This is a genomic window from Bacteroidales bacterium, from assembly GCA_014860575.1.
Classification (GTDB): domain Bacteria; phylum Bacteroidota; class Bacteroidia; order Bacteroidales; family JAAYJT01; genus JAAYJT01.
This window is the reverse complement of record JACZJK010000033.1, coordinates 1-24105: the sequence shown is the minus strand read 5'-3', so window position 1 is coordinate 24105 and position 24105 is coordinate 1. Positions and strand designations below refer to the sequence as shown.

The 24105-nt window shown below is 43.9% G+C and carries 14 protein-coding genes; 6 read left to right on the top strand and 8 right to left on the bottom strand.

Going from position 1 to position 24105, the window contains the following annotated elements; all coding sequences use genetic code 11:
- Positions 1-10: 10 nt before the first annotated feature.
- From IH597_09005 to IH597_08995, 3 genes are all read right to left on the bottom strand, one after another.
- Positions 11-727 (bottom strand): methyltransferase, encoded by a 717-nt coding sequence (locus IH597_09005; protein ID MBE0662592.1) that lies wholly within the window; start codon positions 725-727, stop codon positions 11-13.
- 4 nt (positions 728-731) lie between these two features.
- On the bottom strand, positions 732-1259 hold the full coding sequence (gene rimM, locus IH597_09000; protein ID MBE0662591.1) for a 16S rRNA processing protein RimM: 528 nt from the start codon (positions 1257-1259) through the stop codon (positions 732-734).
- A gap of 160 nt (positions 1260-1419) precedes the next feature.
- Complete coding sequence (locus tag IH597_08995; GenBank protein ID MBE0662590.1) at positions 1420-2253, bottom strand: 30S ribosomal protein S16; 834 nt, start codon at positions 2251-2253, stop codon at positions 1420-1422.
- A 489-nt stretch (positions 2254-2742) separates the two neighbouring features.
- Here IH597_08995 and IH597_08990 point away from each other — a divergent pair, with 489 nt between their 5' ends.
- On the top strand, positions 2743-4188 hold the full coding sequence (locus IH597_08990; protein MBE0662589.1) for a TlpA family protein disulfide reductase: 1446 nt from the start codon (positions 2743-2745) through the stop codon (positions 4186-4188).
- A gap of 18 nt (positions 4189-4206) precedes the next feature.
- Here the strand turns inward: IH597_08990 and IH597_08985 are convergent, their stop codons facing one another.
- Positions 4207-4935 carry an FKBP-type peptidyl-prolyl cis-trans isomerase gene (locus IH597_08985; GenBank protein ID MBE0662588.1) on the bottom strand — a complete coding sequence of 243 codons (729 nt, stop codon included), beginning with the start codon at positions 4933-4935 and terminating at the stop codon, positions 4207-4209.
- A 240-nt stretch (positions 4936-5175) separates the two neighbouring features.
- Between IH597_08985 and IH597_08980 the strand changes: the two genes are divergently transcribed.
- Positions 5176-7041, top strand: a complete 1866-nt coding sequence (locus tag IH597_08980; protein ID MBE0662587.1) for a 4Fe-4S binding protein — start codon at positions 5176-5178, stop codon at positions 7039-7041.
- Positions 7038-8219: a SpoIIE family protein phosphatase gene (locus tag IH597_08975; protein MBE0662586.1), complete on the top strand. Its 1182-nt coding sequence runs from the start codon at positions 7038-7040 to the stop codon at positions 8217-8219. The genes IH597_08980 and IH597_08975 overlap by 4 nt, the downstream gene beginning before the upstream one ends.
- Positions 8220-8475: 256 nt before the next feature.
- Here the strand turns inward: IH597_08975 and IH597_08970 are convergent, their stop codons facing one another.
- Both IH597_08970 and IH597_08965 read right to left on the bottom strand, forming a co-directional pair.
- On the bottom strand, positions 8476-12078 hold the full coding sequence (locus tag IH597_08970) for a S8 family serine peptidase (GenBank protein MBE0662585.1): 3603 nt from the start codon (positions 12076-12078) through the stop codon (positions 8476-8478).
- Between the two features lie 160 nt (positions 12079-12238).
- A complete protein-coding gene (locus IH597_08965) occupies positions 12239-18670 on the bottom strand; it encodes a S8 family serine peptidase (protein ID MBE0662584.1) in 6432 nt (2143 codons plus the stop codon).
- 805 nt (positions 18671-19475) lie between these two features.
- On the opposite strand from IH597_08965, the gene IH597_08960 reads away from it, so the two are divergent.
- Positions 19476-19952 (top strand): low molecular weight phosphotyrosine protein phosphatase, encoded by a 477-nt coding sequence (locus tag IH597_08960; protein ID MBE0662583.1) that lies wholly within the window; start codon positions 19476-19478, stop codon positions 19950-19952.
- Between the two features lie 195 nt (positions 19953-20147).
- Here IH597_08960 and IH597_08955 read toward each other — a convergent pair whose 3' ends face one another.
- Positions 20148-20669 carry a DUF1858 domain-containing protein gene (locus tag IH597_08955; protein MBE0662582.1) on the bottom strand — a complete coding sequence of 174 codons (522 nt, stop codon included), beginning with the start codon at positions 20667-20669 and terminating at the stop codon, positions 20148-20150.
- A 195-nt stretch (positions 20670-20864) separates the two neighbouring features.
- The gene (locus tag IH597_08950) at positions 20865-22088 is read right to left on the bottom strand and encodes a DUF438 domain-containing protein (GenBank protein ID MBE0662581.1); all 1224 of its coding nucleotides are present in this window, start codon (positions 22086-22088) and stop codon (positions 20865-20867) included.
- Between the two features lie 1049 nt (positions 22089-23137).
- Between IH597_08950 and IH597_08945 the strand changes: the two genes are divergently transcribed.
- Positions 23138-23767 (top strand): hypothetical protein, encoded by a 630-nt coding sequence (locus IH597_08945; GenBank protein MBE0662580.1) that lies wholly within the window; start codon positions 23138-23140, stop codon positions 23765-23767.
- Positions 23768-23868: 101 nt separating this feature from the next.
- A partial coding sequence (locus tag IH597_08940) for a hypothetical protein (protein ID MBE0662579.1) occupies positions 23869-24105 on the top strand: 237 nt, incomplete at its 3' end.

Below are 24105 nucleotides of genomic sequence, written 5' to 3'. Positions count from 1 at the left end.
CGCAAAGATTTTATTCGTTTAGAAAGAGGTAAAAGTCGTTGGTAAGCGCTTTATACGCCTCAGTATAGCTGTGATTAGCATTCCTTATAAAAATTGTTTCCTCCTCTGCTGAACCGGTTTGCTGCATGGCAAATTCAAGCACTACCCTTGTTTGGGCTGTTCCAGGCTTGCTAAAGATGTTTGCCTTGCGAACCATGAACAATCCCTTATCAACGCTTTTTCTCAGCATTGCCTCCAATAAATTTGGCGGGATGATGAACGCGGCTTTTCCTGTATTTTTTAGCAAGGTTGCGATGCTGCTGATAAACACATCCATAAACCTGTCATCAGCATGTTTTGCTAACAGCAGGCCGTCTTTACAGGGTTTCAGGGAGTTTATGAAATAAGGCGGGTTCGAAACGATGAAATCAAAGCAGTTTTTATGAGTGGAAGTAAAATCTTCGAGGCTGATATTTATGGCATTAAGCCTTTCCGACCAGGGACTTAATCCGAAATTATCTTGAGCTTGTTGGACGCTTGGTTCGTGGATGTCAATGGCTGTAATATGGGCGTTGGATTTTTGGGCCATCATCAGGGCTATCACACCACAACCTGTTCCGATATCAAGTATTCTTCCTTCCGTGGGTGGGGTGGCCCATGCACCAAGCAACACGGCATCGGTTCCAACCTTCATGGTGCTAAGGTTGTCGTTTACCTGGAACTGCTTAAACCTGAAAGCCTGGTTCATGAATTTATTCGAGATACATTTCAATCAAACCTTCGGGCGCATCTATGTGTATGACCCGCTGTTGCTTGTCAACCTTACTGATTATTTCGTCGGCAACCGGAATGAGTATTTCTTTATCGCCATGCATCACCTGTAAAAGAGCCTGCAAAGGATAATCCAGTACTTTTTCAATTTCGCCCAATTCCCCGAAGTTCTTGTCAATGACATTAAAACCAATTATTTCGTGATAATAAAATTGGTTCTCGCCCAAGCCTGGCAAGGCAGCTATGGGAAGGTAGACAGATGCGCCTGTTAGCAGATCGGTTTGATCAATACTGTCAATATCCTGAAATTTGACCTGTGCTTGTTTGCCCGGTCGCAAGTTAATTTCTTCGATCAGGAATGGAATCAGGTTTCCACCAATAGACGCAAAAATAGCATCAAGGTTTTGGTAATTGGAGGCATCATCAACATCCAGAAACATTAAAAGATGGCCATCCAATCCAATGGGTTTCAGAATTTTGCCAAGATAGTAGTGGCCCTCAATTTCCATAATAGTTGTTAATTATTTTAAGATTTAAAGCAAATTCCTTTTCCACGAATGAACGTCAAAGATATGCAAAATGATGCAGCGCAGTTTTTCTGGTTCGCACAACAACTGGCAAAAAAAAAGGCCACCTTTGGGAGGCAGCCTCTGATGTGTTGTGTTTGCTTTACTCTGGTTTTTCAGGTTTTGGCTCCTGAATTTCTTCAACTTCTTCGTCGGTTTGAGGAGTTGCTGCGTCCGCTTCTTTTTCTTCAGCAGGCTCGGCAACTTCAGTAGTCTCAGCAGCTTCATTAGGTTCGGTAACTTCAGCAACCTTAGTTTCTTCTGCAGGTTCTGCAACTTCAGCAACTGCTTCGGGTTCTTTAGTTTCTTCTGCAATAACCTCAGGTTCTTTGGTTTCTTCTGCTATGACTTCAGGTTCTGTTGCTACAGGAGTTTCCTCAATGGGTTCGTTTTCGGCAGTAGCCACTTCCGGTTCAGCAACAGCTTCTTCCTGTTCTTCAACTACCGGGCGAAGTTTTGCCGCTTTTCTTTCAGCCTCTTTTGCCTGTTTTTTTAGTAATTCGGCTGCACGGGCTTCATTCAGTTTGCTTTCTTCTTCCTTAACTTTCTTAATCCCCTCCTTTTGCAGCAATTCCTGCTCTCTTACTTTGGCCTTGATTTTTGACTCTTTTTCTTCGAGCCAGGCGGTGAATTTTTCTTCAACTTGCTCTGGGGTGAGAGCTCCCTTTTTAACTCCATTCAATAAATGAAATTTATAGAGGAGTCCTTTGTAGGAAAATATGGCGCGAACCGTATCGGTGGGCTGGGCCCCGGTTTGCAGCCAATGTAATGCGCGGTCGAAGTCAAGGTCAATGTCGGCGGGTTTGGTTAGAGGATTGTAAGTGCCAATCTTCTCAATAAATCTTCCGTCACGTGGTGCTCGACCATCCGCAATTACAATATGATAGAAAGCCTTTGCTTTCCTACCATGGCGCTGTAATCTGATCTTTGTTGGCATAAATTAAACTTGTTAATTGTATTTTTTGAAAATAAGGGTGCAAAGGAACAACTTTTTTTTAGATTTTGAAACCCGTGACAGGGGTTAATTTTGAAGTTTTGAACCACATAGACATATAGCCACATAGAGATCACATAATTTATCGATGTTTATTAGCCTTTTAGGTGCAGACCCAAATTTCAGATCAGAACTGTTGTCTGATATATTGCATTTCGGTGCGCTGCACCTCTGGTGTTTTCTGGAACTTTTATTCTAATATAACGGTGCGCTGCACCTTTGATGTTTTTGGGTCATCTACTCAACAATTATTACGATGCGCTGCACCTGAGTATTTCTTGATCGTCAGGCAGTTCGTTAAGATTTTAACGTAAAACAATAATAGATAAAACTGATCTTTGTCAGCATGGATTTAAAGTGAAGGATGCTCCGTGCAAGTGTAGTTCAAATAATACTGGTACCGGATACGTTTTGATTCAGTAATTTTGCCGTATGAAAAAAAATCACCTCATCTCAGTGCTTGTGATGGTAGCACTTGGCTTATCCATCGTTTCGCAGGTTTCTTGCCAGAATCCGCCAAAATTTGTGTTCGAAGGGCAGATCAGGAATATGTCTGAAAGTAAAATTATCCTGAACCGTTTGTTGGGTCACAAGGAAACGAATGTTTCTGAAGTGCAATCTAAAAGTGATGGTTCTTTCAGGATCACACTTGATGAAATGCCTCAAATCGGGCAATACAGGCTTAGGATTGACCCTGCTGGCAGGAACAACATTCTTGAATTTCTTTTTGCCGGTGAGGATAGGATCCGGTTTACTACTGATTATGGGTTTCTGATGGATAGTATGAGGTTCGATAATTCAGAAGTCAATACCTTGTGGTACGCGTATTTCAAAGCCAAGGAGGATTTTGAAACCCGTTTATCAATTCTTGAGCATCTGCTGAATATATACCCTGTTGATGAAAGGTTCTATCCTGAGGTCATCAAGGAATTCAACCTGTTGCAGGATGAACTGGAGCAAAAAATAAAAGAGTTTTTAGCCGGTAGTTCGAACCAATTACTGGCAGCCTATATCCGGTCAGATCAATCGCCCCGTATTAATCCTTACCTTTCCAGCGAAGAGCGCCAGCAATTTATCCGGTTAAACTTTCTTGCCAAAGTTGATTTCTCAGATACCTTGCTACTTCGCACTGATATTTTCCCTGGTAAAGCCTTATCATTTATCATGTTGTTCCGCAATCAAAGGTATGAACGCGAACAACAGGCTGAGGAATTTATTAAGGCAACCGATCAGTTGTTACCGCTTGCCATGATACAACCAGTAGTGTATAACTATCTTCTCGAATATACCATCAGCGGCTTCGAGCAGATCGGGCTTGAAGAAGTGCTGCTTCACATAGCGGAAAACTACCCGGTTGATGAAACCTGCATTTCTGATCAGGATTCGGGTGAGTTGGAACGCAGGATGCTTGGATATAAACTGCTTGCCCCTGGTAATCCGGCGCCCGAAATCAAACAAAACGACATTTATGAAAATCCTTTCGAACTCAGCAAACTGAATTCGGAGCGTATTCTGATATTTTTCTGGGCAAGCTGGTGTCCGCATTGCACTGCCATGATGCCGGATATCAAGGCATTGGCAACACAGTTGAATGCAGATGGTATTGATCAGTCGGATTCACAAAAGTTGCAAGTAGTTTCTATTTCTATTGATCATGATAAAGATGAATTTCAGGCATACCTTGAAAATAACAACCTGAACGACTCTTCCTTGCGGGCTTTCTGGACAAACCTTTGTGATTATAAAGCCTGGGATGGACAGGCAGCCACAGATTTTTATCTTTATGCAACTCCAACTATGATTCTGCTCAATAAAGACAAGCAGATTATCGGAAAACCATCAAATGTGCAGGAATTAATTAAGCAGCTAGGAATTTAGGTATTTCTGCTACCCGATCTATTCAATTCCCACAAGTTCAACCTCGAATATGAGTGTTGAGTTTGGAGGGATTACGCCAATTTCCTGGGCACCATAGCCAAGTTCAGATGGAATAAAGAATTTAAAAATACTACCAACCGGCATTAGTTGAATGCCTTCCGTCCATCCGGGAATCAATCTTGCCAGATCGAAAGTATTCGGCTCCCCGCGCTCGTAAGATGAATCGAAAACTGTACCATCAAGCAACATGCCTTTATAATGTACCTTCACCTCGTTTTGTGCGGTAGGTTTATCGCCATCTCCCATTTTGAGAATTGAGTATTGCAAGCCGCTTTCGGTGGTGATCACACCTTCTTTGGATTTATTCTCCTCAAGAAAAGCCTTTCCTTCAGAAATTACCGCTGTTGCTTTCTCAGCTTTTTCTTTCTCACGTTTGGCTTGCAGTTCCGAACCATACTTAACCATGATTGTTTCTGCCTGAGCCGTAGTGAAAATAGTGTCGTTGCCAAACCAGGCTTGTGAAAATCCCCTATTAAAAGTTTCAGCATTAAGATCCATACCATTGCTTTTTAAAGTAAAAGCAACATCGGTTCCAACGATATAACTAATAGTATCCATCAGGGTTTTGAGCTGAAATGCCTGTTCAACAGGTTCTGATTTTGATTTTTTCTTGCTTTTGGTCTGAGCCTGGATTATCAGAACTGGAAGAAAACATGACAGGAGAATTACTAAAACTGTTTTACGCATGATAATAAGTTTAATTGGTTAATAAGCGGATGCAAAGGTGCAAATATTATTTTATCTGATGGATTTAGCACAGTTAATTGTCAGCGCTTACCACCCGATGGGGTGCAAAGCACCACTCGGAGTGGCAGGTTTTGAAGCGCCAAGTTCAACTTTAGCTGTTAATATTGACCAATACTCATCCAATATCTGAGTTTTAGTTATTTTTGACCAATCATTTGCTTTTAGCCAAGTTGCGATCCTATGGAGCTTATTCATCTGAACCAGGAAAAATGTACGCAATGCATGCTTTGTGTACAGGCATGCCCGGTAAGGGCTATTAAACTGGGTCGGAACCAGGAGTTTCCTGAAATAGTTCATGATCGCTGCACAGGTTGCGGTTCTTGCTTAAAAGCTTGCCCTGAGGATGCAATTACTTACCATGATTCCATACCTGCCGTAGCTGCCTTGTTGGCTTCTGAAAACAAAGTTGCCGCCATCCTCGATCCTAGCATTGCAGCTGAATTTCCTGATATCACCGATTACCGCAAGTTTGCAGGCATGTTGCGATTGCTTGCATTTGAGTGGGTCTCGGAAACTGCTTTTGCAGTTGAGATTATAGCGGAAAAATATGGCGCAATGCTGAAGAATTTTAAGGGAAAGTATTACATGACTTCTAACTGTCCGACCCTTGTGCTTCACATTGAAAAGTACCAGCCTCAGTTGGTCAGGAATCTTGTGCCACTGCTTTCACCAATGAGTGCTATGGCGTTGATCATGCGCGAAAAATATGGCGATGGTATCAAGGTGGTTAGTGTTGTGCCTTGTATTTCGGCCAAAGTAGAAGCTTCGCGTTCGCATGGAAAATCGAAAGTGGATGAGGTGATTACTTTTACTGAATTACGAACGTTATTTAAAGGCAGAGACATCAGCGAAGCGGCATTGGAGTTTTCTGATTTCGACCCGCCGCATAGCCGGCACGGTTCATTGTATCCGATTGCCAACGGGTTTGTGCAGGTTGCCGGTTTGAATACCGATTTGCTTGAATCCAAAATCCGGACGGCTGCAGGCAAACAGAATTTTCTGACGGCCATCCGCGAGTTTGGTTCGCACATTGAAGACGTAAAATGCCATTTTAATCTTTTCTACAACAAAGGCTGCATGATGGGGCCGGGCATGAGTTTCAGCAATGATTATTACCGCCGCCATGCCCTTGTCACTGATTACACTGCTCGTCGCATAAAAGCCGTTAATGAAAATGACTGGATTGCGAACCTTGAGCAATTTGCAAAGCTTGATTACTCGCGTGAATTCCAACCCGATGACCAGCGACTGCCAATGCCATCGGAGGATCAGATAAATGAAGTGCTGAAAACCACTGGCAATGAAAATTTTGAACCTCAACATGCCTGCGAGCAATGTGGTTTTGAGTCTTGCCGCGATTTTGCCATTGCGGTTAGCCAGGGCCTGGCCAGAACCGACAGCTGCCTCACGTATTCCCTGAGAACGAAGCAGGATTATATAAAAACCCTCCGGAACACCAACGAGCAATTGTCGAAAAAGCAAAAGCAACTACAGGAAAGCGAAAAGCAATCAAGAGAAGAAACGGTTCAGGCGCAACAAGCGCTGCAAACCCTTGGTGTTCTGATCCAGAAACTTCCAGCTGGAATAGTGATCGTTAATGAGAACCTCCGGGTGGTGGAATCAAACCAAAGCTTTGTGAAAATGCTTGGCGAGGATGCTGCTATGATTAATGAAGTGATTCCCGGACTTAAAAATGCCGACCTGAAAACCCTGCTGCCTTTCAGTTTCTACAACCTGTTTAAATATGTTCTCAGCAATGGTGAAGATGTGCTTGGAAAAGATATACACTTCGAAGATAAGATGCTGAATGTTTCAATTTACAGCATTGTAGAAAACAAAATTACCGGTGCTGTTATTCGCGATATGTACCTTCCCGAAGTTCAGAAAGAAGAACTGGTGAAACGACTGAGCGAAGTGATTGATCAGAACCTGCAAATGGTTCAGGAAATAGGATCGCTACTGGGTGAAGGTGCCGCCAACACCGAGCGTATGCTGAATTCGCTGATTGAAACCCACCGCGCACAGCAGAAAAAAAGCGGAGCATGAGCAAGGATCTGTATATTGAAGTGCATTGCCAGCAAAAGAACCATGAAGGCGAGCGGATTTGCGGCGATGTTTTCCGCTCGGCCCGCATCCGTGAAGAAAAACGCATAGTGGCTGTACTTTCTGATGGCATGGGTCATGGTGTGAAGGCCAATGTGCTGGCCACACTTACTGCTACCATGATGCTGAATTTTATCAAGGAGCACAAGGATTTTGAGCGCATTGCAGAGATAATAACTAAGACGCTGCCAGTTTGCAGCACACGAAAAATAAGCTATTCTACTTTTACTGCACTGGATATCTCTTACAACGGAGACATCGGCATCCTTGAATATGATAATCCTCAATGCTTTATTGTCCGCGATGGAGAAGTGAAGGAAATTGCCTGGCAGAACTTTGTTACCGAAGGCCAGCAGGGCAGAAGAATGGTGATGCGCCATGCCCGTTTTCAGATCCATCAGCACGATCGTGTTGTTTTTTTCAGCGATGGAATTACACAATCGGGCCTGGGTGGAAAATATACTGAAGGTTGGGGAAGGGACAACCTCCTGGAGTTTGTTAAAGAAACCTTGAAAAAGAATCCGGAAATGAGTGCCTCGGAATTAGCTAACAAGGTTGTAACCAAAGCAATTGCCAACGATAACTATCATCCTAAGGACGATTGCTCCTGTGCCGTGGTTTATTTCCGCGAACCGAGACGCTTACTGCTTTGTACTGGCCCGCCCTTCGATGAAGGCAGTGATGCTGAGATGGCTTTGAAAGTAAAAGAGTTTGAAAGTAAGAAGATTATTTGCGGTGCTACAACAGCCGATATTATTGCCCGTGAACTCGGATCTGAAATTATGGATGAAACCGAATTTCACGATCCCGATTTGCCGCCGGTATCGAATATGGATGGTGTTGACCTCATCACCGAGGGAATGTTGACAATCAGCAAAGTAATTCAAATCCTGAAAATGTATGACAGCAATACTGTTTTCACGAGGGGTCCCGCTGATCGCATAGCCGCAATGCTTTTAGAAAGCGATGAAATAAATCTCCTGGTTGGAACCAAAATCAACGAAGCCCATCAGGATCCCACAATGCCTGTTGAACTCGACATCCGCCGCAATGTTGTGAAGAAGCTGGCGGAATTGCTGGAGAAAAAGTTTTTGAAGGAAGTGGGAGTGGAGTATTTGTGAGGATATGCCACGAATGCACGAATAGCCGGACAACCCCATCAGGGTTGGCCTTTCAAAATTCCGGAGAGCTTCTACTCATTCTTTGTGCTTGCAAACCAGAACTCTGACGGGGTTATGGCCATGTTTCAAACACTGTCATTGGCATACTGCCAGGATGCTATTCTTGTGATCTGAGAAAGAATAAGCCCTGTCCGGAACATTGATTGTCGTTATGATAACCAATTCTATTATCCAGACAGGGCATTCACCCGAGAGCTTATTGCTTGATCAGCTTCCTGATTTCTGTGTTTTCATTATTTCTTATCAGGACAACATATATCCCGTTGGGATGCCCAGAGAGGTTAAACTCTGCCTGATTTAAAACATTTTCGTTCGTTAGTATCAGTTCACCTATCAGGTTATATATGCTTACTGAAGTCTTATTTGAACCAAAGGTTTCTCCCATTTCAATAGTAAACCCGCCAGTGGTCGGATTTGGGAAAATCCTCAGATCATCCGAAAGGTTTTCATTAAAATCTAAGGCCGGGTTGTTTTCAACTTCTGATTCAAGGGCAAGCAGTGAAGCTGGCAATGTGCAGTATTCATCAGAAATATACGCACGGAAGTAAGCATTGGCTGCAACATTAAACACGGGAGTAATAATTATTGAGTTGCCTGCTATCAGCGTAAGGCTGCCTCCGGCATCTACGCTAACATCCTGAACAGTGATATTTTGGGTGGCGCCAAAACACTCGCTGTCATTTTCGCCAATAACCAAACCGTTAAGATCAAGGTTAACCGGTGTATCGTCTGTCTGCAATTCATACGCGCCCATATCTACTGTGCTGCCAGAAATACGAGGGTTGCCGTCAAGGTCGGTGGTAATGCCCGGGGGAACTGCGGAGTTATTGCCTATATTGATAGCAGGGGAGTGGGCTTGGGGGCGCAAATCCCCAACTGTACTAGGCCCTATCGGCGGCTGATCAACAAACAATGGATCTGCATCCAGATTAGCTGTGCCTGCATATCCACCCTGCACGATGGAGTAATTTACAGTTGGTGTGGAAGAAGTACTTACTATCCCGCTGCTGTTTCCCCAAATTATGCTGTTTGTTATCATGGAGGAGGAATTAGATTCATTGAACATCCCGCCGCCATTGCTAGCAGCCTGATTCCCCGAAAAGGAGCAGTTCGTTACTGTGGGTGAACAATTCTCCAAATTGGACATCCCGCCGCCACTTAAACCTGCCGTATTCCCCGAAAAGCTGCAGTTCGTTACCGTGGGTGAGGAATCTTCATAATTGTCCATACCGCCGCCAGTTATACCTGCCGTATTCCCCGAAAAGCTGCAGTTCGTTACCGTGGGGGAAGAGAATTTCTCATTTAACATAGCGCCGCCATAATCAATGGCCGTATTCCCCGAAAAGTTGCATTTGATTATCGTGGGGGAAGAATTATCATAATTGAACATCCCGCCACCCCCAAAAAAAGCAGAATTCTCCGAAAAGGTGCAGTTCGTTACTGTGGGGGAGCCGGAGTTATTGTACATGCCCCCGCCGAATCCGTTTGGGTCATAATAGGAACCCGTAACGTCAGCATTACCCATGGTGATGGTGAATCCATCTATCACCGCTGTGACGTTCGTGCCGGAGCCGGTAACTACAGTGTAGGAGTTTCCGGCCAGAGTTCCGCTCTGGTTGATATCTCCGCTGAGGATGGTGGGGTTAGCCACCCAATCCCGCTCAGAAAGCAGGGTTTCTGTTCCACTGAATCCGCCGTATATGGCAACGCCATTTTTCATAATAAATGAAATGTTGCGGTCGGTACCTGCTGTAGGATAATAGGTGCCTGCAGCTACCCAGATTTCGGTAATATTGGGACAGGTGCTGTTGAGTGCGCTTTGCAGGTCTGTGAAGGCATCTGTCCACGATATACCTCTGTTTAATCCCGTAGCATCGGCATCAACTAAGAGAATTGGCCTTGAAGGACAACCATTCACGACTGAAAAAGTCCGGACAAAATCATCCCCTCCAACACCATCACCATCACCATCCAGACTGGTGCCAAAAGGATTTTCCAGCCCGCCCGAAACCAGTGTTAACCGGTGAAGCCCCCATTGCAATGGAGTTAGGTCAGAAATCTGGAAGGTCATTTGGTTGGTCCCTATTTGGTAAATTGATGCGGTTAATAATGTATGAACAAAGTCATCTCCGTCGCCAAAAATTTCATTTGGCCCTGCACTACGTAGCTCAAAATTCGCCAAATTATTGACTGTTGCGGGATCTATCACCTGATTGAAAGCCACCGAAAAGCTGGTGAGATCAAGCCTTGATATTGTTGTTCCCTCGTCAGGCAAACCTAAGGTTGACTTAACCTGGGGAGCCGATAATACAGACGTCAGTGCAGCATAGCTATTCACCCTTCCCGAACCAAGTAACCCAACCAGGGTAGGGTTGGCAGCATCAATATTATCAGCAGTTGCCAGGAGTTGAGCTGCCACCTGATCGCGTGTCCAGGTTGGGTTGGCAGACCAGATCAGCGCTGCTACTCCCGCAGCATTTGGCGCGGCCATACTGGTACCTGAAAGAAAAGCATAGAGGTTTCCTGGAAATGTAGAGCCAATCGAACTACCCGGCGCAGAAATATCAATACCATTTCCATAATTACTAAAGCTGCTCTTTATATCAGCTGCATCGGTGCTGGCAACCAGCAATGTTTGTTGGAAAGCCTGGCGGGGAGGGTTAAGCTCGCTATTATTACCTGCTGAATTAAGATGCAATACCCCTGCATCACAAAGGTACTGGAGTCCGGCAGTGAAAACCGGGTCGCCTACCCAGAAGTCTATGTTGTAGCTGGTATTGACAATGTTAGCTCCATTATCAGCAGCATAAGTAAATGTCTCGTTAATCATGGCCGCTGTCCAGGTTATATAATCATAAAACTGAAGTGGCATAATCGTCGAATGTCCCGAAACACCTGCTACGCCTATAGCATTGTTGGTGCGTGCGGCGGCGATACCTGCAACGTGTGTACCGTGGTAATACGATAACTGGTCAGGATTCGGGTCGTTATTTCCATTTACAAAATCCCAGCCGTTCACATCGTCTATGTAGCCATTGCCGTCGTCGTCAATCCCGTTGCCAGGTATTTCGCCTGTGTTTACCCAAATATTCGGCGCCAGATCGCTGTGGGTCAATTCAACGCCATCATCAGTTATTGCGACAATTATTGATGGGCTCCCAAGGGTGATGTCCCATGCCAGGTCATTCTTCATCAGAGGATGATGGTATTGATAAGCATAGTCGGGGTCGTTGGGAATGAATTCACGAGGGTCTCCATCGAAATAGAAATTGGGAGAACTCCATAAAACTCCACTTTTGCCTTCCAGCTTTTTCATCGCTTCAAACACCTTAGTGCCTTCGGGCAAAGATAGAAGCACCAGCGCTATGCTGCGAAAGCTTCCCCTGTCAGCTTTCATCAACACTGAACTAAGCGCAACTCCCTGCTGCGCAAAAAGCCCCTGCCAGTTAAATTGATCGAGCACTGAAGCTGCATTACTTTTGGAAGTTCCTAACTCCATCGCAACTACGATTTCTTCGGGCATGTATGGATGGTGCTTTGCCCGTAACTCCATATCCTGTAATGTTACAGCATTCGGAGAGAAGGCATCAACAATGTCCTGCGGTTCATAGGGTGCAACATCGTTGACTTGTGAGTCTTCAGAAGGGTTTTGAACTCTTCCGGTAAGAGTTGCAGTTGCCAGACTGGGCTTGCCCTGCGTGGCAGGTACCTGTGCACTCAGGGACATTGCAGCGCTGAGCGTTAATGCAATAAAAAGCACTTTGCACAAAGCGCTGAAATACTTGTAATTAATTTCCATGTTGTTGTGTTTGTATATGAATGGTTTACTGATCGATACATAAAATTTGTTTCATATAAAATGCTGTTTTTGTGATCATAGAAAGAAATGCCCTGTCCGGAATAATGATTGTCATTACGATAACCAATCTATCATCCGGACAGGGCATTCACCCGAGAACTTATTGCTTGATCAGTTTCCTGATTTCTGTGTTTTCATTATTTCTTATCAGGACAACATATATCCCGTTGGGATGCCCAGAGAGGTTAAACTCTGCCTGATTTAAGACATTTTCGTTCGTTAGTATAAGTTCACCTATCAGGTTGTATATGCTTACAGAAGTCTTATTTGAACCAAAGGTTTCTCCCATTTCAATAGTAAACCCGCCAGTGGTCGGATTTGGGAAAATCCTCAGATCATCCGAAAGGTTTTCATTAAAATCTAAGGCCGGGTTGTTTTCAACTTCTGTTTCCAGGGCAAGCAGTGAAGCCGGCAATAGGCAATATTCATCAGAAATATACGCATGGAAGTAAGCATTGGCTGCAACAATAAACCCGGGAGTGATGATGATCGAGTTGCCTGCTATCAGCGTAAGGCTGCCTCCGGCATTTACGGTAACATCCTGAACAGTGATATTCTGTGTAGCGCCAAAACACTCGCTGTCATTTTCGCCAATAACCAAACCGTTAAGATCAAGGTTGACCGGTGTAACTTCAATATGCAGGGTAACAGTTTTCTCAATTAACTGGCATTGGGTTGTAGCCCGGAATAAAACAGGGTAATCACCTGGCTGAAGATCTATAAAGTGGCTTAGAGTAGCATTTACCAATCCTTGCTGCATGGCGGTTTTAAGCACCAGGCCATCCTCATAACTAATGAATAGGGAAGGTATGGTGATGGAGGGGTCAGTTCCGCCCATGGTTATCACCCCCTGTTCAGGGTTACTATTTATAACGATCGCTGCTATGGCGCCGGCATCCTGTGCATTTTTTACTTTTGATGTAAAAGTGCAAATACCCCTGTCAATTATAGCAATCTTGTTTGTCAGGTCGTTTAGCAACGGATCACAGGCCAGGGCCGGATCAGCCATTTCGAGATCGCCTGTGACATTAAATTCCAATGGACCAAAATTGGCTCTCCCGCTAATGTAATTTTCTTGAATATCCCCGGGGCTGTTCACTTGCAACAATGGAAGGAAATAGCTTGCATTTAATGTAGAGCAACTGCTGGATGCCTCCATGCTGTTAAGCCAATTCTGTACTTCTGCCTCAAGATCGTCCATGTTGAAGTCTAGACTGTAATCTTGCGGTTCGTTGACCCATTCAAGACCTGACTCTTCCACCACAAAGCTGTTTTGTGCAGAAGCTGTGCATCCCTGGGCGTCTGTTACAGTCAGGGTGAGTGTGAACACTGTGCCACAGACACCAACCACCTGAACATCCTGCTCGTTGTCGGTCTCGGGGGTGAAAATATTATTATCCCAGCTTCCTATGGATGCATCTCCACTGATAACTGACAGACTCCAGGCGTAGGTTGCCATGCCTGCGGGCGCTGAAAAATTTATGGTGGTGTATGGGCAGAAAGGGCCACCGTCGCCGTAAACCATCACATTGTCCAGATAGTAGGTAACAGTTTCGCCTCCGGTGTTCAACGCACCGAAAACCCAGCCATGCACCTCGTCACGGCCAAAGCCATCGTTGGGTGCGCCGTTGCCAATCTCTTTGCGCGTGAAGTCATCAAAGCTAAGGACAAACAGCTTCCAGCCCGAGAAATCGTCTGTAAAGGCGTAGGTCCAGAGTTCCACGTCAAATATGGTTGAGCCAGGATTGCGGTTGTCCTGTATCTCAAAATAGAGGCTGTTGCCCGTGTTTTGGCCGTAGAGCCAGAAAGCAATACCTTCATTGCCTGACCAATCCTGCGTTACCCAGGTATTTACATCCTCATTTTCAAAGGCGTGGGTAAGACCTCCAAAATCATTAACGTTAGCTTCAAACCTGAGCAGGTAATTGTCGCCTGACTGTCCGGGCATTGCCAGGGGGTCGGTATCGGCAACCAGGGTGGTTGCGATGTCCACGGTTGTACCCGCCCCGAAATCACCAAAGGTGATGAAGCCAATGCCGTTGCCGAAGGGATCCGTGCCGTTAGGCAGGCTGGCGGCTTCAAAATCATCAATTATACCCGATATGATTGCGATGGGAGGCGGATTAACATTTTTTTCACCCTGGTATTCATAAGCGCCCATGTCCACAGTTCCGTTATCATAGAACCGCGGAGTTCCATCCAGGTCAGTTATAATGCCTGCGGGTACAGCAGCGTTGCTGCCTGCATTGATGGCCGGTGAGCAGGCTTGCAGGCGCAAATCTCCACCTGTATAAATCCCCACAGGGGGCTGATCAATAAACAAAGGATCAACATTAGTTATGTTACCGGCATTACCACTGTATGCGCTGTTTGCCTGAAGCAATGAATATTCAAAGCGGTTTACTATACCAATATCATTTATCAAGTCAGCATCAGGCACATCAGTTTCACCACCTTTGGTGTTGCCCCAAAAGATATTATTGACTAGGTCAACGTTGCTGCTAAAATTATACACAACAGTTCCTATGTCAGATGCTTCATTATTCACAAAGGTATTGTTTATCAGGGTATAGTCAGTAGTGGCAGTTCCAATTACAGAACCAAAAAGATTGGTAGTATTATGTGCGAATAGATTGTTTACGGCAATATGTTCACCTCCCTCGTATCGAATTGCCCCACCTGAAAAATCGGCATGATTGCTTATGAAGGTATTATTGCGCAGTATGGAGTTTCCATTTTCAATAAAAAATGCACCTCCTGTACTACTAACAGAATTCCATGTAAATGTGCAGTTAGTTACTGTGGGAGAGCCGTTGCTGCTGTAAATTCCGCCGCCTGAGAAGTGACTGGTGTCACCTCCGGAACCATTACTATTCCCCCCGGTGATGGTAAATCCATCAATCACGGCCGTGGCCTCCGTGCCGGAGCCGGTGACTACGGTGTAGGAGTTGCCGGTTAGGGTTCCATCTCCATCAATATCCCCGCTGAGGATGGTGGAGTTAGTAATCCAATCCCGCTCAGACAGCATGCTTTCGGTACCATTGAAACCACCGTATATTGCCACGCCGCTTATTAGTTGAAATGTAGCCTCCCGGTCAGTTGTTACAGAAGTTGGGTAGTAGGTTCCGTCGGCTACCCATATTCCGGTGATGCCCGGGCAGGTGCTGTTGAGGGCATCCTGCAGGTCGGTGAAGGCGTCTGTCCAGGAGGAGCCATTGTTTAATCCCGTTGCACCGGCATCAACAAAGATAATTCCTGGCACTGAGATTATTTCCAGGCCCCATCCTTCGATTGATCCACCGTCTCCGTCAAAGAAATCAGATACAGTAAGTGTCCATGTACCGTCCGGGCTTGTTCCATTAAGAGCAGATAAGGCGTCTATTGGCTGATAAATCCCTGAGATGGCATAGGTGTAGGGTGGTGTTGTGCCTGGTGACGAATTGCAGGTGTTTTCAAAATCAACTGCAGTAAGCGATGCTTCATCGTCGAAGGTTGTGAAGATGTTATTTTGTTCACACCCAAAAGTGGTTGCGGGGTAGCCAGGGCGATCGAACAAAACCAAAACGGTTCCTCCCGGGGAAGTAAGAGTCACTTTAAGGTCTCCCACCCAGGTATGCAGAATATTAAGATCCTTCACATTTAAATCAATTATATTACCTGTCGCTCCACTGATTGTTAATGTGGAGGTTACGGTAGGGGTTCCGGAAGTTGGAATGGCCACCGGAACATCGGAACTGGCATACGTATCAACAGAGGGAAAATCTACTATTCCGTCGCAGTTGTTGTCCATACCATCGCAAACCTCTGTAGCTGCGGGGTTAATGTCCGGATTGGTATCATCGCAGTCGCTATTATCAAGTACCCAGCCGAGTAGCGGATCGGGCGTGCAAGCTAATTCGATGCTCACATTTGGATCACCGTAACCGTCACCGTCTGCATCGGCGTAGTAAGTATTGGTGACATCTGGCACTGAGATTTCCAGGCCCCAACCTTCGATTGATCCACCATCACCGTCAAAAAAATCAGATACAGTAAGTGTCCATGTACCGTCAGGATTTGTTCCATTAAGAGCAGATAAGGCGTCTATTGGCTGATAAATGCCTGAAATGGTATAGGTGTGGGGAGGTGTTGTGGTTGCTGACGAATTGCAGGTGTTTTCAAAATCAACTGCAGTAAGCGATGCTTCATCATCGAAGGTTGTGAAGATGTTATTTTGTGAACACCCATAAGTGGATACGGGGTGGCCAGGGCGATCGAATAAAACCAAAACGGTTCCTCCCGGCGAAGTAAGGGTCACTTTAAGGTCTCCCACATAAGTATGCAGAATATTAAGATCCGTTACATTTAAATCAATTATATTACCTGTTGCACCACTGATTGTTAATGCGGAGGTTACGGTAGGGGTTCCGGAAGTTGGAATGGCCACCGGAACATCAGAACTGACATAATTTGCAGCAGGCGGAAAATCCACTATTCCATCGCAGTTATTGTCCACACCATCGCAAACTTCTGTTGCTCCCGGATAAATCAGCGGATCGTTGTCATCGCAGTCCCCATCCAGTAAAACATAACCAGGCGGAGGGGGGCAGGCAGTTGAAGGGCTGCCCGCTCCGTATCCATCGCCATCTCCATCAAAATAGGTAAGGACGTCCACAACTGCAAAATTCCGGACATAATCATCGCCTCCAGTTCCATTTCCATCTCCATCGAGTTCAGTACCAAAAGGATTTTCCAGTCCGCCCGAAACCAATTTTAAACGGTGAAGTCCGCATTGCAAGGGCAGGTCAGAAATCTGAAATATCAATTGGTTACTACCTATTTGATAGTTCGTTGTGGTTGTTAATGGATGAACCAGGTCATCTCCGTCACCAAAAATTTCATTTGGCCCTGCATTGCGTAGCTCAAAATTTGCCAAATTATTGACTGATGCGGGATTCATCACCTGGTCAAAAGCCACAGAAAAACTGGTAAGATGATTAGCAAATATTATCGTTCCCTCGTCAGGCAAACCTGGGGTTGACTTAACCTGAGGAGCTGCTAGTAAAGTTGTGAGTGCAGCATAGCTATTCACCCTGCCCGAACCAAGTAATCCAACCAAGGTAGGGTTGGCAGCATCAATATTATCAGCAGTTGCTAATAGCTGAGCGGCCACCTGATCGCGTGTCCAGGATGGATTGGCAGACCAGATCAGCGCTGCTGTTCCCGCAGCATTTGGCGTAGCCATACTGGTACCTGAAAGAAAATTATAGCTGTTTCCTGTAACTGTTGAGAGAATTGAACTCCCCGGCGCAGAAATATCAATGCCGGTGCCGTAGTTACTAAAGCTGCTTCTTACATCAGCGGCATCGGTGCTGGCAACCAGCAATGTTTGCTGGAAAGCCTGGCGGGGCGGGTTAAGCTGATTGTTATTTCCGGCAGAGTTAAGGTGAAGTACCCCGGCATCATACAAGTATTGAAGACCTGCCGTAAATACCGGATCACCAACCCATCCATCAATGTTATAGCTGGTATTGACAATTTTGGCTCCATTATCAGCAGCATAGGTAAAAGTTTCATTAATTATGGCAGCAGTCCATGGACCTCCGGCATAAAATTGCAGTGGCATAATGGCAGAATTACCTGCAACCCCTGCAATCCCTATAGAATTGTTTGTGCGCGCAGCAGTAATTCCGGCAACATGTGTGCCATGCGTGTCGCTCAATAGGTTGGGATTTGGATTATTGTTTCCGGAGCTGAAATCCCAGCCATTCACATCGTCAATATAGCCATTCCCGTCGTCATCAATACCATTACCTGGTATTTCTCCTGTATTTACCCAGATATTGGTTGCAAGATCGCTATGAGTCAGTTCCACCCCATCGTCAGTTATACCAACAACTATTGATGGGCTCCCAAGGGTGATGTCCCATGCCAGGTCATTCTTCATCAGCGGGTGATGATATTGAGCAGCATAGTCGGGGTCGTTGGGACTGAATTCGCGGGGATCTCCCTCGAAATAGAAATTGGGCGAGCTCCATAAAACCCCACTTTTGCCTTCCAGCTTTTTCATTGCTGTAAACACCTCAATGCCTTCGGGCAAAGATAAAAGCACCAGCGCTATGCTGCGAAAGCTTCCCCTGTCAGCTTTCATTAAAACTGAACTAAGCTCAACTCCCTGCTGCGCAAAAAGCCCCTGCCAGTTAAATTGATCCAGCACTGAAGCTGCATTACTTTTGGAAGTTCCCAGCTCCATAGCAATTACGATTTCTCCGGGCATGTATGGATGGTGCTTTGCCCGTAACTCCATATCCTGTAATGTTACAGCATTCGGAGCTAAGGCATCAACAATGTCCTGCGGCTCATAGGGGGCAGCATCGCTGACTTGTGAGTCTTCAGATAGTTTTTGGTCTCCTCCGGCAAGAGTTCTGTTTAACTGATTGGGCTTGCCCTGAGTGGCAGGTTCCTGAGCATTCAGGAACGTTGTTGCACTGAGCGTCAGTGCAATAATGAATACTTTGTAAAAAGTGCTGAAATACTTGTAATTAATTTCCATGTTGTTGTGTTTGTAAATGAATGGTTTATTGATCGTTGTCTTAATTTATTTTTATTTGAACTTATTTAAATTATTTTTAAGTTGGCTATTGTTCGCTAATAAACCACAATGAGTTGTTAATGTTCTGTTAAAAGCTCCTGACTTTTATTTTATATGTATTGTGCGTTCTCAACATAGGGGTTTAAACAAAGATTTTCAATTTTTTTTGAAACACTTTTGATTGATCACATTTTGTATGGATTTGGCTGATAAATGATTTTTTCCGGATTTTTTACTCCGAATGTAAAATCGGTTCTTAGAATAATTACCTGCTGAAAGAATTGTGGCAAAAGTACTCCCAGTGGGTGGCAGGAGGGTAGGGCTTTTCTTGCAAATTGTAGGACTTTTCTGTCAAAATGCAGAAAAACGCAAGAAAGCAGGTTGGTTTATGGCTGGTTGCAGGAGATTTCTCCCCATCTTTCAGCTGGAGCTGAGAAATCATTTCGAACGACCAGAGCGAAGCTAAAAGAAGCGGAGAGAGTGAGAAATCTCCTTATCGGTTACCGGAATTATCAAAAAGGCGAAGACTGTGAGAACATTGCTTTTCATCTAAAAGAATCAGTATAACCTGAGAGGGCATTATCCATTTCTCCTCCTAGTGCAACTTTTCAATATTTTTTAAGTCTCTGATATTCATTTGCCAATAGCGAACAAACAACGAATACATTTTTTTATCTGGAGCGCAGCTGATCAGCGATAGCGCCTCATAAACTTTCGTAAAACCTGAAAGGCTTATAAAGTCTGTCAGGTTTTATATTTTTGCCTCATGAAAATTACCCGCATCCTTTTCGTCTGCCTTGGCAATATCTGCCGATCCCCGGCTGCCGAGGCTATATTTCAAAAAATTGCGGAGAAAACACAGCTTCCTGTTGAAGTTGATTCCGCGGGAACTTCTGCCTGGCATGCCGGCGAGAAAGCCGATGCCCGAATGCGGCGCCATGCAAAGGAAGAGGGCTATAACATTACAAGCACTTCAAGGAAGTTTTTGGTTTCAGATTTTGATGATTTCGACGTGATCATCGCCATGGACGATAACAACTATCACGATTTGAAGTCAATGGCGCAAAGTATTGTACATGAAAAGAAAATCTTCAGAATGAGCGATTTCTTCGACCACCATGAATATGATTATATCCCCGATCCTTATTACGGCGGTGATGCCGGTTTTAAACTTGTGATTGATCTGTTGGAAAAGGGATCAAAAGGACTGATTGAGTATATCAGAAATAATCCGGTTGATTAGAAAAGTATTCTAACGAACTTGTTAATCAATATCCATATTTTTCCGTTTAAGAGAAAGGCCCTTCAAGGAAAAATTGGTCCCGCACCCCGAATAATTCCTCTAAGGCAAGCAGTGCAAAAACAGCATCACTGCATCACTCCATTACAGCATTACAAAAAATACGGGCGTTAGGTTCGAATCCTTAACACTTATGAATTACGTCTTACAGAAAAAGCTATGAAACTCTTTTGGGCTGTTCTCAACAGTATAAACCAGATGCCCTTTGTCTTTTGCCTTGTCAAGTAAAGGTGCCGGAACGAAGCCGGTAATCAATTTCAGGATTTCACCGGATTTTATTTTGCCGAGCTCTTCAAATACAATGCTTATCGGGTGCTGACCAGCCTCAAGCATAGGACGGGCATCTATCGTGTTCTTTATATGGCTTTCATTTAGCCATTCGGGTATTTGATTCATAATCGTTTTGGTTTTAGGTTCAATAAAAAGTAGTTCCTGTCCGACAGCCTGGCGTAACTGATTTACCATTTGGTTCACATCAACATTACCAATAAAAGCTGCCTGGCTGATGGATGTAACACGGGCAATCGTACTGCGCAACACAGGGTTCTTTAACTTGCCAAATGCTGGTGCCATTACAACAAGCTTTTCTTCTAGCTCAGGATACGCATCAATCAATTCGCGTATCCTGGTTTTGGATGTAATTTTTAAACGATTTGACATGTCTTGTTATGTTCATTGTTCAAGGTTCCGGGTTCAAAGTTCAAAATTCGTCGTTTGAGGTTTGACGTTTGGCGTTCGACGTTCCGTACTCCGTGATCCAGGTTCCGAGTTCAAAGTTCAAGGATTTTAATTACTGCTACTGCCACTGCCACTGCCACTGCCACTTCCACTTCCACTGGCACTGCCACCTGCCAACTACTTCTCATAACTCAGCAGCCTCTGCTCGCCCTGCAGCTTGCGTTTGCCCGAAAGTTCCTGGCTGACTTCAACAGTTCCGAGGTATTCGCCTTTGTCGTCGCGAAGTGCGAAATACTCTATATGCACAAACTTATCACCCATTTGGATCCAGAAAGGTGCGCGGCTTTCCTTTCCACTTCTGAAATCGTTGATGATCTGTTCAACCGTGTGAACACTATGCGGAGGATGGCACATTCTTACATCGCGCTGCAGGATAGCACGGTTGCGGTCGAAAATGCGTTCTTTACCTTGCGAGAAATATGCAACCTTGTCGTTTCTATCCACGAAAGTTATATCAATAGGCAAAGTGTTCAGAACAGCCATAAGTTCCTGAGTTGTAAAACTTCCTGATGGAAGAGAAATTTTTCCGTTTACCTGCATTGCTTCAATTTTTTCACCCTCTTCTCCCAAAGGTTGCCATTCAACTTTGGGATCGTAGAGACAGAATCCAATTTCCGGAGTTTGATGGTAAATTTCATACCATTCGCTGAGGCGGATAGTTTCGAGACTCATCGGAAGCAGAATTTCTTCTTCCTTCATAATCATATCTGTGATCGCCTTTGATGCCGGTTTCAGCAATAATTCAATGATTGTAAGCATTTCTTCTTTGTTCATAGTAGTTTCGCGCAAAGCATCATTGGCTGCTTTTAGAAATGCCCGGGTTTCATCATGCTTGCCCCACATTACTTTTGGAGGACCAGAGATCCCATGTTTTTCAAGATATGGGAATAATAGATTTTCCTTACGGCGATAGTGCTTATCCACATCCATGAGTTGGTTGAAAAAGGATCGCAGTTTATTGATAAATGCAGGTAAATCATTTTCCAGATCCAAGGCTTCATCATAAGCTTTGTTGAGCGATTTCACCACCAGGTCAAGCGCCAGGTTCTCCTTCTTGAAAGTGTCAACCGGATGGCCGGCGGGTATTTCAGGCTGTCCGCTGGCATCAACACTGCTTTCCAGCACATAAGTATGTATGTCACAGAGTTTCAGCACGTCTTCAACTGGCAGTCCTTCATTGATAAGTTCCTGCTCAACTTCCACAACTTCATTGTATGGAACTTTTTTCAGGAGTTCAACCAGGCGGTTCTTAACCTGATCAGGAGCTTCGCCTTCATGCAGTTGAAGGATCATATGCTTAAGCAAGGCTTTGCGGTTTGAGTTGTTAATGAGTTCGCTCATAATTGATTGTTTTTTTTGTTAAAAACTGTTCAGATTGATTAAATAGGTAATCATGTACCGATATGCTTTATAAATTTAAACGCAAAGATACATTATCACTTCTTATCAAGACTCATTTTAAATAAAATAATTTTGGATAGAACGCTAAGTATTTGATTACTAATCGTATGAAGGGATTTTACAACAATTCTGATGGCTCTGCGTTGAATTTATTCATGTTTCTCGCCGATCCTCGATTTTACTCTCATACCTTCAACTTAGAGATACATAGCAGAAATGCTATTCTTACGTTTTTTTCTTAATTTTCTGTAAGTTTTCTGAAGACAGAATTGCAACAAACTACGACACTTTTGAAATCAACGTTCAAGCATCAGCTATTTAAATCTGGTAATCTGATTTTTACCTTCCAGGTTTCGTGAACTTAGTTGAAACTACCATTTGTATTTATTAATTATCGTCATGTTGTGAATGGATAGCGTATATTTAGCTGAATACAAACCGTATATTTCATGTAAGGCGTTGTAAGTTAGTGGATTAATGAAAAAAATAATCATTATCCATTATTGTGTTCTTTCAAAATTTGATCTAAATGTGTTAAAGATTTGTTAAAAACACAAATGCATGTTGCGTGGCTGTTTTGTTGCCATATATTTGCCACGAAAATCAAGGGACGGATTTTTAATTAATTTTGTTCATTTGAAATGCCAGAATCCATGGGCGCTCCATGGAATTTGGTTGATTTCTGAACATATCTAATATTAGCCTGACTTTAATATCAATACACATTGTTGTTGTTAAGTGACCCAATTATTTTAAAGTTTTTGTCTGATTTATAATTAAGAATAAGTCTAAATTAAAATTGACGAACGCTATATCAAGCGTTTACCGAAAATGAATAATGTAATGATCAACCATCTATTTTTTTTAAATCCAATCAAATTGCTTTTCAAATGTCATCTTTAGCCAGGCTATCAGCAAAATCTGTCGCATATCAATCATGTTACATGATCCAAACAGCGTATTGTTCATATTTTAATTGTGCATAAGCAATGAGACTACTTTACCTGACACTCAGCCTCATAGCACTCACTTTTTTTGGTTGTCAGAAACATGAGAACTCAGTAGTACTTGCACAACAATACGTTGTATTCAGCATTGGCCAGGTTGATCCTGTTTTGCTCAAAAGCAACGACGAAGTTGAATGCCATTTTGATGCGTCAGGGAATCTTAAAATTCCTACAGTTGCCGAAGTGATTATTAATGGTGTTGCTTATTATCCAGACATCTTTTTTCTCAACGGCAAACTATATACGCAATCTATAAAGCTCGATCTTCCTGGTGGTGCTGAGGTTACGTATAATGTATCGCGTTTTGCCCTTCTCGAAACACCAGGTGGTGAAATTGTTATGGCCACACCCACCAAAGGTTCATACTATGCCTCCTACGTAAGCACTGGCGTTGATTTTGATATTGATGTTACGCCCTACAAAAAGACTGAAGTCAAGATTGATGTACTATGTTTTGTACCCTGGGATTCGATACTCTTCGGCTTTCACACCGATGATAAAATAATATTTCAAAACACTAGCCAACACAAATCTAAGTCATCTGGCATAATTCCATTTGGCTTAAGTGAGTATGATGATTTAGAACCCAGAAAATATTCATTAACGAATTAAGAATACTCTCAGTATCCGGGGTGGTTGCCAGGTGCTGAGATTTCAAACAAATCAAACCAATATCAACCAAATTAAAAATTCAATTAACAAAACAGAAAATTATGAAAACAAGAATTTTATCATTAATTGTAATCCTGGCCATTGCTGTTGTTAGCTGCCAGAAAGATGAAAAACAAATCGTGCCTCAGGATGTAAGTTTTGGCATTGATCAGGTTGACCAAACCGGGTTAAAAGCTGATACGATCCTTTGCCCTACTGATGAAGCAGGCAACCTGCTTGTACCTACCGTTGCCGAGATCGAAGTAAAAGATTTGGGTGGAGTGCTGATAGGAACATTT

Coding starts and splice junctions, on each gene's coding strand:
- IH597_08975 (MBE0662586.1), top strand. CDS start 7,038: ATGAGCAAGGATCTGTATATTGAAGTGCATTGCCAGCAAAAGAACCAT.
- IH597_08945 (MBE0662580.1), top strand. CDS start 23,138: ATGAGACTACTTTACCTGACACTCAGCCTCATAGCACTCACTTTTTTT.
- IH597_08965 (MBE0662584.1), bottom strand. CDS start 18,670: ATGGAAATTAATTACAAGTATTTCAGCACTTTTTACAAAGTATTCATT.
- IH597_09005 (MBE0662592.1), bottom strand. CDS start 727: ATGAACCAGGCTTTCAGGTTTAAGCAGTTCCAGGTAAACGACAACCTT.
- IH597_08950 (MBE0662581.1), bottom strand. CDS start 22,088: ATGAGCGAACTCATTAACAACTCAAACCGCAAAGCCTTGCTTAAGCAT.
- rimM (MBE0662591.1), bottom strand. CDS start 1,259: ATGGAAATTGAGGGCCACTACTATCTTGGCAAAATTCTGAAACCCATT.
- IH597_08980 (MBE0662587.1), top strand. CDS start 5,176: ATGGAGCTTATTCATCTGAACCAGGAAAAATGTACGCAATGCATGCTT.
- IH597_08955 (MBE0662582.1), bottom strand. CDS start 20,669: ATGTCAAATCGTTTAAAAATTACATCCAAAACCAGGATACGCGAATTG.
- IH597_08960 (MBE0662583.1), top strand. CDS start 19,476: ATGAAAATTACCCGCATCCTTTTCGTCTGCCTTGGCAATATCTGCCGA.
- IH597_08985 (MBE0662588.1), bottom strand. CDS start 4,935: ATGCGTAAAACAGTTTTAGTAATTCTCCTGTCATGTTTTCTTCCAGTT.
- IH597_08995 (MBE0662590.1), bottom strand. CDS start 2,253: ATGCCAACAAAGATCAGATTACAGCGCCATGGTAGGAAAGCAAAGGCT.
- IH597_08990 (MBE0662589.1), top strand. CDS start 2,743: ATGAAAAAAAATCACCTCATCTCAGTGCTTGTGATGGTAGCACTTGGC.
- IH597_08970 (MBE0662585.1), bottom strand. CDS start 12,078: ATGGAAATTAATTACAAGTATTTCAGCGCTTTGTGCAAAGTGCTTTTT.